Origin of the sequence: Rhodococcus sp. BP-316, assembly GCF_019836105.1 — a bacterium.
In the GTDB taxonomy this organism is placed as follows: Bacteria; Actinomycetota; Actinomycetes; order Mycobacteriales; family Mycobacteriaceae; genus Rhodococcoides.
Map to the genome: position 1 here is coordinate 425,014 of NZ_JABUEE010000003.1, position 13,453 is coordinate 438,466.

At 68.0% G+C, this 13,453-nt stretch carries 14 protein-coding genes; 6 read left to right on the forward strand and 8 right to left on the reverse strand.

The genetic code is table 11. The annotated features are described in order from the left end of the window. Window positions 1-52 precede the first annotated feature (52 nt). The 4 genes from HQ312_RS08280 to mscL all read left to right on the forward strand — a co-directional run bounded on the left by HQ312_RS08280 (window position 53) and on the right by mscL (window position 2,380). Complete coding sequence (locus HQ312_RS08280; RefSeq protein ID WP_222638360.1) at window positions 53-652, forward strand: 5-formyltetrahydrofolate cyclo-ligase; 600 nt, start codon at window positions 53-55, stop codon at window positions 650-652. A gap of 93 nt (window positions 653-745) precedes the next feature. After that, window positions 746-1,087, forward strand: coding sequence for an FmdB family zinc ribbon protein (locus tag HQ312_RS08285; protein ID WP_222638308.1), 342 nt, complete (start codon window positions 746-748; stop codon window positions 1,085-1,087). An 89-nt stretch (window positions 1,088-1,176) separates the two neighbouring features. Next, window positions 1,177-1,833, forward strand: a complete 657-nt coding sequence (locus tag HQ312_RS08290; protein ID WP_222638309.1) for an SAF domain-containing protein — start codon at window positions 1,177-1,179, stop codon at window positions 1,831-1,833. A gap of 100 nt (window positions 1,834-1,933) precedes the next feature. Continuing rightward, window positions 1,934-2,380: a large-conductance mechanosensitive channel protein MscL gene (gene mscL / locus HQ312_RS08295; RefSeq protein ID WP_037183963.1), complete on the forward strand. Its 447-nt coding sequence runs from the start codon at window positions 1,934-1,936 to the stop codon at window positions 2,378-2,380. 80 nt (window positions 2,381-2,460) lie between these two features. On the opposite strand, the gene HQ312_RS08300 is transcribed toward mscL, so the two are convergent. From HQ312_RS08300 to HQ312_RS08330, 7 genes are all read right to left on the reverse strand, one after another. After that, window positions 2,461-2,883 carry a hypothetical protein gene (locus tag HQ312_RS08300; protein ID WP_056447534.1) on the reverse strand — a complete coding sequence of 141 codons (423 nt, stop codon included), beginning with the start codon at window positions 2,881-2,883 and terminating at the stop codon, window positions 2,461-2,463. Window positions 2,884-3,130: 247 nt separating this feature from the next. Next, entirely contained in the window at window positions 3,131-3,769 is a 639-nt protein-coding gene (locus HQ312_RS08305; RefSeq protein WP_222638310.1) for an MspA family porin, read from the reverse strand. Between the two features lie 803 nt (window positions 3,770-4,572). Beyond that, window positions 4,573-5,067, reverse strand: a complete 495-nt coding sequence (locus tag HQ312_RS08310; RefSeq protein WP_197027709.1) for a molybdenum cofactor biosynthesis protein B — start codon at window positions 5,065-5,067, stop codon at window positions 4,573-4,575. A gap of 95 nt (window positions 5,068-5,162) precedes the next feature. Then, the gene (locus HQ312_RS08315) at window positions 5,163-6,533 is read right to left on the reverse strand and encodes a S1C family serine protease (RefSeq protein WP_222627665.1); all 1,371 of its coding nucleotides are present in this window, start codon (window positions 6,531-6,533) and stop codon (window positions 5,163-5,165) included. 41 nt (window positions 6,534-6,574) lie between these two features. After that, entirely contained in the window at window positions 6,575-8,047 is a 1,473-nt protein-coding gene (locus HQ312_RS08320; RefSeq protein ID WP_231476140.1) for a HAMP domain-containing sensor histidine kinase, read from the reverse strand. 71 nt (window positions 8,048-8,118) lie between these two features. Further along, on the reverse strand, window positions 8,119-8,805 hold the full coding sequence (locus tag HQ312_RS08325; RefSeq protein ID WP_027504120.1) for a response regulator transcription factor: 687 nt from the start codon (window positions 8,803-8,805) through the stop codon (window positions 8,119-8,121). 59 nt (window positions 8,806-8,864) lie between these two features. Next, window positions 8,865-10,010: a lipase family protein gene (locus HQ312_RS08330; RefSeq protein ID WP_374198282.1), complete on the reverse strand. Its 1,146-nt coding sequence runs from the start codon at window positions 10,008-10,010 to the stop codon at window positions 8,865-8,867. A gap of 73 nt (window positions 10,011-10,083) precedes the next feature. Between HQ312_RS08330 and HQ312_RS08335 the strand changes: the two genes are divergently transcribed. Together HQ312_RS08335 and HQ312_RS08340 are read left to right on the forward strand one after the other, a co-directional pair. After that, complete coding sequence (locus HQ312_RS08335; protein ID WP_027504121.1) at window positions 10,084-10,323, forward strand: hypothetical protein; 240 nt, start codon at window positions 10,084-10,086, stop codon at window positions 10,321-10,323. Between the two features lie 407 nt (window positions 10,324-10,730). Beyond that, entirely contained in the window at window positions 10,731-12,293 is a 1,563-nt protein-coding gene (locus HQ312_RS08340; protein WP_222638312.1) for an HNH endonuclease signature motif containing protein, read from the forward strand. A gap of 62 nt (window positions 12,294-12,355) precedes the next feature. On the opposite strand, the gene HQ312_RS08345 is transcribed toward HQ312_RS08340, so the two are convergent. After that, window positions 12,356-13,423: a cellulase family glycosylhydrolase gene (locus HQ312_RS08345; RefSeq protein WP_307109166.1), complete on the reverse strand. Its 1,068-nt coding sequence runs from the start codon at window positions 13,421-13,423 to the stop codon at window positions 12,356-12,358. Window positions 13,424-13,453 lie beyond the last annotated feature (30 nt).

Below are 13,453 nucleotides of genomic sequence, written 5' to 3' on the forward strand. Positions count from 1 at the left end.
ATCCATGTAGACCGCGAATCGTCCTTCGCGAGACACTGGGGTTTCCCCCGTGATCAGTGACGACAAACTCGAGTGGAGGACACGCATACTCACTGCCCGCAAGCAGCGAGACGTCCACGCACGAGAGCGGGCATCAGAGGCACTCTCTCACGCCGTGTCGGTTTTGGCCTCCGATGCGCGGGAGCGCGGCGGCGGCACTCTCGCCGCCTACGTACCAGTGGGTAGCGAGCCCGGTGATGCGAGCATGCTCGACTCCGCACTGGCCGCCGGACTGCGAGTGCTGCTGCCCGTCGCGCGTGAACCGGGGCCGCTGTCTTGGGCCGAGTACCGCGGACCCGACTCGCTCGTCGCGGCCGCGTACGGCTTGCGCGAACCGTCCGGCCCGACGCTTCCTCCCGAGACCGTCGCGGACGCGTCGATCGTGTTGGTACCCGCACTCGCCGTCGATCGCAGCGGCGGTCGCCTCGGCCGAGGCGCCGGCTTCTACGACCGCACACTGGATGCCGTCCGGCCCGACGCGTGGCTGGTGGGCGTGGTGTACGACGACGACCTGGTCGACGCGCTGCCCACCGAGACGCACGACGTGCGGATGACCCACGTGTTGACGCCGCTGTCGGGGCTGCAGCGACTCGGCCACGACAGCCACGGCTGAGGAATAGCGCCACCTGCACGGACGTTGCCTCGATTGCCGACGCTGGCACTGTCGACTGTAGAGTGCCAGTCAGGGACCGACAGCGGAGGAAACGTGCCTACCTACTCTTATGCGTGCACCGAGTGTGACAACCGGTTCGACATCGTCCAGAAGTTCACGGACGACTCGTTGACGGTCTGCCCCGCGTGCTCCGGCAAGCTTCGCAAGCTGTTCAACACCGTGGGCATCGTCTTCAAGGGCAGCGGCTTCTACCGCAACGACAGCCGAGGCAGCTCCAGCAGCAGCGAGTCGGGCTCCTCCGACTCCGGCAGCTCCTCGGACAGCAAGAACTCGAGCGAGAAGAAGAGCGACACGAAGTCCGACTCGACCTCGACCTCGACCACCTCGAGTGAGAAGAAGTCGAGCAGCACCTCCACCCCCGCCGCCGCAAGCTGATCGTCCGACCCGGGGATCGCTGAGCCGCTGTCCCCGGGCACCGTCGATCCTGGCCGCGTCCTGCGTCGCCCGCGTTCTACGGTCGCGTCATGTCTCCCACGGTCGATCACCCGCTGACTGCGCGCCTGTTCGACCGCATCCCGCCTCTACCACCGCGTCTGCGGTCACCTGCCGCTCGACGCATCCTCGCCGCTGCTCTCGTGGGGCTCGCTGTCGTCTCGGTCTATCGAACCGATCCGTCGCGGACCGAGGTCCCAGTCGTCGTGACCGCCACCGACCTCGCTCCCGGCACCTCACTCACGGCCGCCGACGTCACGCTGACCCGCGTCGACTCGTCCCTGCTCGCGGACGGAACGCTGCGGTCGGTGGACGACGCGGTGGGACGGACTGTCGCCGGACCCGTCCGATCCGGCGAGGTGCTCACCGATGTCCGACTGCTGGGGCCTCGGCTGGCGTCCGCCACCCTGCCGTCCGGTGACGCCCGCATCGTGCCGATCCGCCTCGCCGATCCCGAGCTGGCGCAACTGCTTCGAGCCGGCGACGTGGTCGACGTGGTGCGGTCGGCGCCGGACGACACGTCCCCGTCCGGGGTGATCGCCGAGAGCGCCACCGTGGTGATGGTCTCCGCCCCGGGCTCGGGCGTGTCTCGACGCGACCAGCTCGTTCTGGTCGCCCTGCGCGCGGACGACGCGTCGGCCGTCGCCGCTGCGTCGCTCTCCGATGCACTGACGGTCCTGCTGCGGTGACCGTCCCGGGTCGCGGGCTTCGGCGCGCCCATCGAGACGCGCTGGTCGGTTACTCTCGTCGTGGCTCAATCCATGATCGACGAGAGTAGGGGCGGATCGCATGTTGAAGGGCTTCAAGGACTTCCTGCTGCGCGGGAACGTGGTCGACCTCGCGGTCGCAGTGGTCATCGGTGCGGCCTTCACGGCCATCGTCACCGCATTCACCACCAACATCGTGAACCCGTTGATCTCGTCCATCGGGGCGAGCAACGAGCTGGGCTGGGGCTTCCTGATCCGCTCCGGCAACGACGCGACATTCGTGAACATCGGGGCCGTCATCACCGCGGTGATCAACTTCGTCATCATCGCGGCGGTCGTCTACTTCGTGCTCATCCTCCCGGTGAACACCGCGAAGAACCGCTTCGCGACGAAGAAGGAGAAGGCTCTGAGCGATCAGGACATCCTGATCCAGATCCGGGACCTTCTGGCGGAGGGCCGGTCCGACGGCGTCAAGACCACCTCGGACGGCATCACCGGCAACACGACGCCGGGCACCACCACCACGTAGTCACCCGCAGACACGACGAAGGGCTCGTCCTCACCGCACGGTGAGGACGAGCCCTTCGTCGTCTGTTCGAACGAGCGGGATCAGTTGAACTTGACCAGCGGGAACTCGTCGAGCGTGATCGCGGTGCCGGCCGCGGAGCAGGCGTCGACCACGGCCGTCGAGTTGTCGACGAACGCCTGACCGGACGAGCTGTCCGGCTCGGTGAGTTCGAGCGAGTCGGCGGGCAGCGCACCGATGAGAGTGCTGAGCGAGGACTCGACGTCACCGGTGGCGGTGTCCGCGAGCGGCTGGAACTTCTGCATCTCGGCGGTCTTCGCGTCGGTCCAGGTCTGGACGTCCGTGTCGGCCGGGCCGGCCTTGACGAGGGCGGTGAACTGGTCGTACGTGGTCTCGAAATCGGTGCAGGCGGTGGCGTTCTCGGACGAGTCGTCGGACGTCCCGGAATCCCCGCTGCTGCAGGCGGACAGGCCCACCAGGGCCGTGAGGGCGAAAGCTGCAGTCATCACACGAGTCGCGGTACCGGAGTTCATGCCGACCATTCAACAGGATGCGTGGACGTCGGAACGCAGTGGGGCGGTGCACCTTCGGATGCTCGTGACATGCCACCGACCCCTGTCGCACGCCATTGTCACGCTTCACGAACACGACGAAGCCCCACCCGGATGACCCGGATGGGGCTTCGTCTGTGTTCAGATCTGCTGTGGCAGCGGACTACCGATCAGCAGGCAACTGATACTGGCTGGGCCAGGATCAGTTGAAGCGCCACGGCTTGCCGTAGGTGACTGCGGTGTCGCCATTGCTGGAGACGACCTTCACGTACGGGCGAACCGAGACGTTGCCGGCGATGTTGGTCGCGGTGCCGTGCACGTTCGAGATCTGGATCTCGGTGCGCTCGCCCGAAGCCGAGCCGGTGCCGACCTCGACGTCCTCGATGCCGGGGCCCGGCTCGAGGGTGACCGACGTGCCGACCTGCGGCAGGATGTCGGAAAGAGTTCCGCCGTCGGCGTCAACCGAGAGCTGCGGCGTCGTGTAGTTGAAGGTCAGCTCTCCACCCAGCGAAGCCGGGTAGCCGAACTGGTAGCCGAGGGTGATGTCACCCTCGAAGTCGGCGGCGTCGGGGCCGGTGACCTCGACGATGGCGCGACCGTTGTGGAACCACTCACGGGTGAGGGGGCTTCCGTCGAGCGGGAAGACGCTGTTGATGAAGGTGTCGGCCTGCGAGACCGTGATGGTGTTGCCACCACCGTCGACGACGGAGTTCGAATCGTCGACTGCTGCAGATGCCGAGCCGCCACCGACGACCAGGCCGACGACTGCGGCACTGGCGACCACTGCGGTACGCATGGACTTGAGCCCCCGGCTGCGCCGCGGCTTCTGAATTACGGTCATGTACTTCCTCATCATGTTCGTCCCGCGGCGTGTTCGCCTCGGGTGCGCTGTCGGGCTCTGACGTCCTCCCGAGCGGTTCGCTTGCGAGCGAACCGTATCAGGCGGCGACTGCAAGCTCATGGCTTACGCGTCGGGCAGTGCAGGAACACAAGTTGGACGCGTCCTCGTATCGATTCAGCATCCACCGTTGAACCTGAGCGAAACCTTAGAGGGTGATTCGGACCGTGACAATCCCTACGTTCGCGGCGTTGCGTCCGAAAACCGCCGTCCACGTTTCGTGCGTGTGAACGTGCGTCACAAGCGTTTTGGCCGCACGACGCGCCACAGCTCCAATGGCGCGAAACGTCGTCGGACTGTGCTAACCGGGTGCCCGGGTGCCCGTGACGTGGGCGTTATTGAACTCGGCCCCGAGCGGAACCACTGCTCGACGAGGGTTGCCAGTCACACCAGTCACATCTACCCTGCGGTAACTCGCGGGGAGGTCATCCGGATTCAGGCGAATTCGCGGTTAACAGACAGGCAACACCGGGTTCGCACTGTGGTAACTCCCAGTGATGTGGATCACACAAAACTAGTCGTAATGCGGAGGCCTCTGGCTCCTCAACCACTCCTCCGAGCCCGAGGACGAATCACCTCGATGTGGTTCGCCCGACGTTCCGTCGTCCCGAGTCGACTCGGGAAGAACGTCGCCGAACACACGAGCGAGCCGGGCCCGTCGTGCACGGGCCCGGCTCGCAGTGTCCTCGAAGTCCGGATCGACGGGTGTTGCGTCGCCGGCTCGGGGGTCGTTCTTCTGGGGGTCGTCAGCCGTCAAGGCTGGACAACTCACCGATGACATGGGCGGCGAGGGGCGTCAGCGTCGCCATTCCGTCGCGGACGGCCGCGCGGCTCCCGGCCAGGTTGACCACCAGCGTGCTGCCGGACACTCCGGCGAGCCCGCGGGACAGGCCGGCGTCGAGCGACCCCGCCGCCAGTCCGGAGGAGCGGAGCGCCTCACTGATACCGAGGAGTTCACGGTCGAGCACCTCGGCCGTCGCGTCCGGGGTGACGTCGCGCGGCGACGTGCCGGTGCCGCCGACGGAGACCACCAGGTCGACGCCGCCGATGACCGCGGTGTTCAGTGCGTTGCGCACGTCCACCTCGTCGTTGCTGACCACGACGACACCGTCGACGAGGAAGCCCGCCTCGGTCAGCAGTTCGTTGACCAGAGGTCCGGTCGAGTCGGCATCTCCGTGAGCCGTGCGGTCGTCGACGATCACGACGAGCGCACGTCCGGCCACGGCTGCATCCATAGTCATGTCGCTCACCGTAATGCCCGGGCCCGACGGAGACTCGATGTGCCCGACGATGGGCGTGAGGTGCCCACGGTCACGGACGATCCGGGGTCGCTTCATCAGTTGCCTCCGCTCGGGGCCGTCCCGAGCGTGACCTGCACGGTCTGCTCGTTGCCACCCTGTGTGTAGGTCACCGAGACCTGGTCGCCCGGGGCGTGGGAGCGGACCGCCGCGATGAGTGCGTCGCCGCTGGCGATGACGCGGTCGTCGACCTTGGTGACCACTGCACCGGTCGGAATGCCCGCCTGCGCGGCCGGCCCGCCGTCGGTGACGGCCATGACCGTGGCTCCGTTGGCGTCGTCGCGGCTCGGGACGCTGATGCCGATGATCGCCTGCGTCGCCTTGCCGGTCTGTACCAGCTCGTCGGCGATGCGGCGGGCCTGGTCGACCGGGATGGCGAAGCCGAGGCCGATGGACCCGCTCTGCGACTCGGACGAGCTGGCGCCCGCTCCCAACGTCGCGATGGCGCTGTTGACGCCGACCAGCTTGCCGTTCATGTCCACGAGCGCGCCGCCCGAGTTGCCGGGGTTGATGGCCGCGTCGGTCTGGATCGCGTCGATCACCGTGGTCTGGTCCGTCGACTCGCCACTGGTCGCGACCGGGCGGTTGAGCGACGAGATGATTCCGGAGGTCACCGTGCCGGCGAGGCCGAGCGGCGAACCGACCGCCACGACACCCTGACCCACCTGCAGACCGTCCGAGGTGCCGAGCTCGATGGGCGTCAGGTTGCTGCGACCCTGCGCCTTGATCACCGCGATGTCCGAGGACGCGTCCGCACCGACCACCGTCGCCGACGACGTGGATCCGTCGTTGAAGGAGACGGTCAGCTGGGCGTTCGCACCCGCGCCGGACACGACGTGGTTGTTCGTCAGGATGAGCCCGTCGGAGGAGAGGATCACGCCGGACCCCTCGCCCTCGGCGGTGCGGCCCGCCACCTGGATCTGGACCACGCTGGGGAGCACCTTGCCGGCCACGGCCTGCACCGAACCGTCGGGGGCGTTGGCGGCCGGGTTCGCCTGCGTGACAGGCTGATTAAGGGCGTTGGTCACGCCACCGTTGCCGCCGTCCGCGGCGATGGCGCCGACCGCGCCGCCGACTCCACCGCTCACCAGGGCCAGGGCGATGGCGCCTGCGACGAGGGCTGCACGCCCCGGCTTCCGCGACGTGGTCGCCGGCGCCGTCCCGCCGTAGTACTGCGGCTGCTGGTACGGGTTCTGCTGGTAGGGGTTCTGTCCCTGCTGATGAGGCTGCTGATACGGGTTGTGGGGCTGCTGGTGTTGACCGGCCTGGTGTTGACCCGACTGTCGACCGTCCCACCCGGTGTACTGGGGCTGTGTCTGTCCTCCGTACGCGGGCTGCTGCGCGGTGGGCTCCGATGCGCCGTCCCGGCCGTCGCGGCCGGTGTCACCAGTGGTGCGGTCCTCGTTCATGCGTTTCGCTCCATCTCCATGACCGGCTCGCACCGGTCACCTCACGTCGTCCTGATCGACGATGCTCCGCCGGACTGAGAGGGCGCTGAGATCATCGTGTCAGTGGCCTGTGGGTCCTGCGATCCTGTTCCCAGCAGATCCTGCGGACCGGCGGATTCCCCCGGGAGAACGATTCGAATCAGGGTGCCGCCGGTGACCGAGTCCTCGACCGCGATGGTTCCGCCGTGCTTGAGCACCACCTGGCGCACGATCGCCAGACCCAGTCCCGATCCGGGCATCGACCGCGACGCGGTGGACCGGTAGAAGCGTTCGAACACCAGCTCTCGTTCCTCGGGCGCGATACCCGGACCCGCGTCGGACACGGTGAGTTCGAGCAGGCCGTCGGGCCGGGCGATCATCGCCACGTGCACGGTGGCGCCCGACGGACTCCACTTGGCCGCGTTGTCGAGCACGTTGAGGACGGCGCGGGACAGACCTGCCTGGTCGCCGTACAGGATCCACGGTGTGGTCATCGAGTCGAAGTCGATCTCGTTGCGACGCCTGCGAACTCGCTCCAGGCTGCGTTCGACGACATCCGCCATGTCGACACGTTCGAAGACGTTCTCCGGGGCGTCCTCACGTGCCAGGTCGACCAGATCGCCGACAAGCGTGGACAGTTCCTCGATCTGCGCCACCACGTCGAGACGCAGCTCCGCCATGTCCTGCTCCGGGATGCGCGGCGCACCCGGCCGACTCGACGCGATCAGCAGTTCCATGTTGGTGCGCAACGACGTCAGCGGGGTCCGCAGTTCGTGACCCGCGTCCGCCACGAGTCGACTCTGCCGCGCCCGCGACTCGGCGAGCGCCCGCAGCATCGTGTTGAAACTGTCGGTGAGGCGGGCGAGTTCGTCGTTACCCGTCACCGGAATGGGCGTCAGGTCGTCGGTTCGGGCGACACGCTCGGCCGCCGCCGTCAGCCGTCCGATGGGTCGCAGACCGGTGCGTCCCACCGCCGTGCCGGCCACCGCCGCGAGGACGACGCCACAGCCGCCCACGACGAACAGCACCCAGGCCAGTCGGTCCAGGACCTGGCCGGTGGGCGCGAGCCGCTGTGCGATCACCAGCGTGCTTCCGGTCTGCGTGCGCTCCGCGAGAACGCGAGCTCCCGAGGTGGTGCGCAGCGACGAGGTCGACTGTCCCAGCGCGACGTCCATCTCGGGGTCACCGATGGGCACGATCGAACCCGGCGGGATGTACTTCGTCAGGTCCGGAAAGATCAGCGCGACACTGACATCGGTGCTGTAGAGCGTGGCGCCCGCGACGTACCGGGGATCGAAGGCGACGAGGTTGGTCTCGATCAGCGCACTCGCCCGGGTACGCAGCTGATTGTCGACGTCGCCGTACAGCGCGCGGGACACCACCGCGTACGCGGCGATCGCCATGACGGCGACCGCGATGGCCACCACGGACGCCGCGAGCAGCGTGACACGCCACCGCAGGGACACCGAGCGGGTGAGGGGCATCGGAGGACGCATGAGTCCGTCCTGTGCCGCGCGCCCCTTGTCGGTCCCGACCTCGCCCCGCCGACGGCCGAAGGGAGCAACCATCACGGAGGCGTTTCCCGCAGCACGTAACCCACACCGCGGACGGTGTGGATGAGACGAGTCTCGCCGTCGGCCTCGGTCTTGCGCCGCAGATACCCGACGTACACCTCGAGGGCGTTGCCCGACGTCGGGAAGTCGTAGCCCCACACCTCCTCGAGGATGCGGCTCCGACTGAGCACTCGTCGGGGGTTGGCGAGCAGCATCTCGAGCAACGAGAACTCGGTGCGGGTCAGGCTGATGGGCCGTTCGCCCCGTCGCACCTCGCGCGTGACGGGGTCGAGTGACAGATCGGCGAACGTCATGGCCTCGCTGTCGGGACCCAGTTCCCCACCGGTGCGTCGCAGGAGTGCGCGCAGCCGTGCCAGCAGCTCCTCGAGCGCGAACGGTTTGGGTAGGTAGTCGTCCGCCCCGGCATCGAGACCCGCCACCCGCTCGGACACGGAGTCACGAGCCGTCAGGACCAGGATCGGCAGGTCGTCTCCGGTGCTGCGCAGGCGACGGCACACCTCGAGCCCGTCGAGCCGGGGCATCATGACGTCGAGGACCAGCGCGTCCGGTCGCTCGGCCGCGACCTTCTCGAGGGCGTCGAGACCGTCGGTGGCCAGGTCCACGGTGTACCCGTTGAACGTCAGCGACCGTCGCAGCGATTCTCGGACGGCACGATCGTCGTCGGTCACCAGTACACGCATGGGAACAGTGTCGCCCCGACGACTGAGACGCTGCTGAGAGGACACAGGGGCGGCCGGTGTCAGCGCCCGAACAGCCGGTCGACGAACGCGATCGCATCGGGCTGCGAGTCACGGAACGTCTGACTGTGGTCGCCCGGGTAGGTCCGGAAGGTCAGCGGTTCGCCGTTGGCCGTCATGGCCGCCGCGAGCGACAGGGCGGACGGTGCAGGCACATCGACGTCCCGCAGACCCTGGCCGATGAAGACGGGACGGTCGTACCCGGAGGTGGGCACACCCATGTAGTCGTTCAGCAGTCCGTACACGTTCGGGATCTGCGCCAACGGCCGCGAGAACATGTCGCCGAGTCGCAGCCCGGACACCGCATCGTGGAACGGGTTCGCGCACTGCGTCTCGGCGGTGTCCACCCACTGCCGGCCGAGCGGAGTCAGGTACGAGTTCAGATCGATCTCGGGATGGGCGGCCCGCAACCCCGCCAGAATGTAGAAGACGTACGACGTCAGACCGTCCGGAATCGCGACGGGCGGGACTCCGGGCCCGAGCGGAAGCAGAACGAGTTCGATGTTGGCGGGCACGCCGGTCCCGACGGCGCCGAGGTAGTCCAGGCCGTCGCCGCCGTACTCGGTGGCGTACCGCGCGGTCGTCACCGCGGCGCCGCCGCCCTGGGACTGGCCGATCGCGACCCATCGATTCGACAGCGTCGGCTCCAGTTCCCTTGCAGCAGCGACACTGTCGACGACGCTGTGCGCCTGCACCTTGCCGTCCAGGTACGGCATCACTCCGGGGGTACCGAGACCCACGTAGTCCGTGGCGACGATCGCGTAGCCGCGGTTCAGCCACGTCTGGAGGTACGGGAAGTCGCGGTCCGGCAACGTGGGGCCGACGACCGACGGAGCGCAGTCGTCGCCGAGCCCGGACGTGCCGTGGGCCCACGCGATGACAGGCCAGCCACCTTGGGGCGCCTCGCCGGGCGGCAGATAGACGCCACCGGTACTCAGGGCCGGCTCGTTCTGCGAGCCCACCGACCAGTAGGTGATGCGCCGGGCGTCGACACTTCCCGGAACCGGGGCCGGTGACGCCGTCGATCCGACGAGAGTGCCCGGATCACGGTCCTGCGCCTGCGCCACACCCGTGAGGGTCAGCGCGACGGACGTCGTGGCGGTCAGGGTCACCAAGGCGCGCAGCAGGCGGCGGGAGCGGTTCGGCACGGCGTCACCGTACCGCTCCGGCACCAGATTCCGGACTAGAACATACGTTCGATCACGGCTACGCTCTCCAGTCATGGACGAGGTGGGTGCGACGCAGAGTTCGGTGAACGACAAGGTGCTCGAGCTGCGCGCGGTCGCGGACGAGCTCCGGGCGCTCGACGACCACCGAGTGGCCCTCGGCGACAAGCTGGTGGACCTCGAACACTGGTTCCGACGGGTGGGGTGCCTGGAGTTGTCCGACCACGCGCTCGACGTCTTCGTCTCCCGGTACGTGGGCCGGGTCTTCGAGCTGGCGGACGGCCTACGCGAGTAGCCGTGACCTCGCGTCACACTCAGTTGTGACCGTCGTCGCCCCGATCGGCACCACGTGGGGTGCCCCTCATTCCGGTGGAAACCACCTCGCAGCGGGCAATCATGGAGCACGGCGGGACACGCTCCCGCCGGGGCCGGTCAGGGGAACCGACCTCAGCACGATCGGAGGAAACACATGATGATCACACTGACACTCGTCGGCGCGGCAGCACTCGCGGTCGCACTGTTGTCCGGCGGACGCGACCTGGACTTCCGGGGACGCCAGATGTCGCACAGCTACCGTTCGCGCTGACACCGAAGCACAACGACGACTGCCCACCGTTCACCTGTGAACGGTGGGCAGTCTTCTGTCCACATTCGGTGACATCTACTATCGAACATATGTTCTAATCCATGTAGTCTGAGGTCATGGAATCGGGGGATCCAGGGTCGGCCTGGCAGGTGCAGATGGGCCGACGTGTCGGCGCGCTGCCTGCTGTGGCCGCACCTGTCGACGATCCCCGCGTGTGCGCGCTACTCGCCCAGCTCGGCTCCGCGGTCGAGGGCATCGCTATGCTCGACGCGTCGACGCTCACCAGCGAGGACCGACTGGCGCTGGTGTGCGGGGCCGAGAACACCCGGCGCCTGCTCACCGGCGCGTCACACACCTGGCTCAACGGCCTGGTGGCCGGCTCGGGATTCGACTCTGTGATCGGTGCGATCGGCGCGAGCGGTGTTCCGCACGCGCTGGCGCACATGCTGCGCATCACCACGGCTGCCGCCGCATCCCGCCTTGCCGTGGCACGCGATCTCGGCACCGGAACGACCATGACGGGTGAGACGCTCGATCCGCCGTTGACCCATACGGCCGCGGCAGCGCGGGACGGCGCGCTGGCCGACGCACACGTCTCGATCATCCGCTCGTTCCTGAAGAAGCTCCCTCACGCCGTCGATGCCGAGACGCGCGACGCCGCCGAGCAGACTCTCGCCGACCTTGCGCGCACGGTCGGACCGGAGGAGCTCACGGCCATCGCGACGCGCCTCACCGAATACCTCGATCCCGACGGAGCGGAGCCCGACGATCGCGACCGCGCCAGGAAGCGCTTCTTCGAGATCGACCCCCAGGGTCCCGATTCGATGTCGACCGGCCGCTTCTGCGTCGACCCGGTGCTGCGCGCCCTGCTCGACGCGTTCCTCGCCAAGTTCGCGGCACCCGGAACGAACAACTCCGAAAGCACTCCCTCAGCAGTCGATCTCGACGACCCGCCCCCGAAGGATGACACGACCCCCACCGACGCTGTCCCGTCCGGCGACGCAGGACAACCGGCCGACAGCGCGGAAGGGTCGGACGACCGAGAGGCCGAGTGGGACCACCGCACCCCCGGCCAGCGCAATCACGATGCACTGACCTACCTCCTGAAGGACGTGCTGGCCTCGGGTCGACACGGACAGCATCGTGGTCTGCCCCTGTACGTGGTCGTGTCGGTGTCACTCGACCAGCTCACCGCCGCAGCGGGTCTCGGGCTCACCGCCACCGGATCCACAATGCCCGTGGCAGACGTGGTGCGCATGGCGGCCGAGGCGCACCACTACCTCCGCGTCTTCGACGGGGCCACCGGCAGCACGCTGCACTTCGCCCGAGCCCGCCGGTGCGCGAGCACCGACCAGCGGCTCGCCCTGTTCGCCCGCGACCGCGGCTGCACCGGGCCGGGATGCTCGGCCCCCGCGTCACGGTGCGAGGCCCACCATGTCGACGACTGGGCGGCGGGCGGCCTGACCGACATCGACGACCTCGCGCTGGCGTGCGACGTCCACCATCCGCTCGTCGGCGAACGTGCCGGCCAGTGGGCCACCAGCACCGCTCCCCCGAGTCATCCGTACCCGGGCACAGTGCTGTGGCATCCGCCTGCCGTCATCGACGAGGGTCGGCACGGCATCCCGAACCACCTGAACTTCCCCGAACGGCACCTCGCGCCGCCCCCGGACGACTGATCGAATCCGAGACGGTGAGCCGAGGGCGACCTCAGGTTCGACACTGCGCCGGCCTGGCACCGTCAGCCGGAATGTTCCGCCGTGAATTCCGTGATCTCGGCGAGCGCAGGCTTGGGCGAGAAATCGCGGCGCACCATTCCGAAATTCTGCTCCGTGTCGGACTCGTCGCTGCCCGAGTCACGCATGCTGTAGACGTACGCGGGCCCGAGCCAGGAATTGCCGAGAAGGGCATTGAGCATGATGCCGATGGACTCGGCCTGCCCCTCCTCGCTCATGGCATTCGCGTTCGTTCCCGTGGGGGCGCCCATCTCGGTGATCCAGATCTGCTTGTCGCCGTCACCCTCGGCGCTCATGACATCGTGCATCGACCACATCGCCATCGCCGTGTTCCACGGCGCCGTCGACAGATCGTTCGGAAGGAACGGCCACGTGTACGGGTGGACGTTGAAGGCATCGAAATAACGATTCGCTCCGAGGGTGTAGAGCGACGAGAGGAAAGCGGTCGGCGAGATGTTGGTGCCGTTGTTCACCGCGGGCGCCATACCGCCGGCGAGCACCAGCGCCTCCGGTTGCACCTTCTTGATGGCGCGGTACGTCGCGCGCAGCATCAGCGCGTACACCGTCGGGTCGGGCAGCGGCGTGAAGTAGGTGGTGATGTTCGGCTCGTTCCACACCTCCCACAACACGATTCGGTCGCGGTACCGCTCCGCGGCGAGTGCTGCGAAAGCCCCGAACGCGTCCGGACTCGCCGGCCGGGCGTAGGGCTGATCCCGAGCCGTCGCCACACGCGCCCAGGCAGGTGCGTAGGTCACGATGGCGTACGGGCACATACCCCGAGCGACGATGGCGTCGACCACTCTGTCCGTCGACGACCAGTCGCGCCGACCGGGCTGCGGCTCCACCACCGACCAGTCGATGTCGATGCGGACCGAGAACATGCCCGCATTCTTCGCAATGTCGAGTTCGCGTCCGAGGTCCTCGTCCGACAGGAATCCGAAGGAGCCGCCGGGTGATCCGCCCACCCGGACGCCGTCGGACTCCGCGACGCACCGCGGTACCTCGCCCGACGGAGCGCCGGATGCCGGTGCCGGCACACCGACGAGAACGAGAAGGACAGCGGCACCAGACACGCTGCATCGCCGGAGAAACCCGGCACCGGC

What these genes read in the sequence shown, in the direction of transcription:
- HQ312_RS08310 (WP_197027709.1), bottom strand. Translation starts at nt 5,067, where the DNA reads ATGACTATGGATGCAGCCGTGGCCGGACGTGCGCTCGTCGTGATCGTC.
- HQ312_RS08340 (WP_222638312.1), top strand. Translation starts at nt 10,731, where the DNA reads ATGGAATCGGGGGATCCAGGGTCGGCCTGGCAGGTGCAGATGGGCCGA.
- HQ312_RS08325 (WP_027504120.1), bottom strand. Translation starts at nt 8,805, where the DNA reads ATGCGTGTACTGGTGACCGACGACGATCGTGCCGTCCGAGAATCGCTG.
- HQ312_RS08290 (WP_222638309.1), top strand. Translation starts at nt 1,177, where the DNA reads ATGTCTCCCACGGTCGATCACCCGCTGACTGCGCGCCTGTTCGACCGC.
- mscL (WP_037183963.1), top strand. Translation starts at nt 1,934, where the DNA reads ATGTTGAAGGGCTTCAAGGACTTCCTGCTGCGCGGGAACGTGGTCGAC.
- HQ312_RS08315 (WP_222627665.1), bottom strand. Translation starts at nt 6,533, where the DNA reads ATGAACGAGGACCGCACCACTGGTGACACCGGCCGCGACGGCCGGGAC.
- HQ312_RS08335 (WP_027504121.1), top strand. Translation starts at nt 10,084, where the DNA reads ATGGACGAGGTGGGTGCGACGCAGAGTTCGGTGAACGACAAGGTGCTC.
- HQ312_RS08305 (WP_222638310.1), bottom strand. Translation starts at nt 3,769, where the DNA reads ATGACCGTAATTCAGAAGCCGCGGCGCAGCCGGGGGCTCAAGTCCATG.
- HQ312_RS08300 (WP_056447534.1), bottom strand. Translation starts at nt 2,883, where the DNA reads ATGACTGCAGCTTTCGCCCTCACGGCCCTGGTGGGCCTGTCCGCCTGC.
- HQ312_RS08320 (WP_231476140.1), bottom strand. Translation starts at nt 8,047, where the DNA reads ATGCGTCCTCCGATGCCCCTCACCCGCTCGGTGTCCCTGCGGTGGCGT.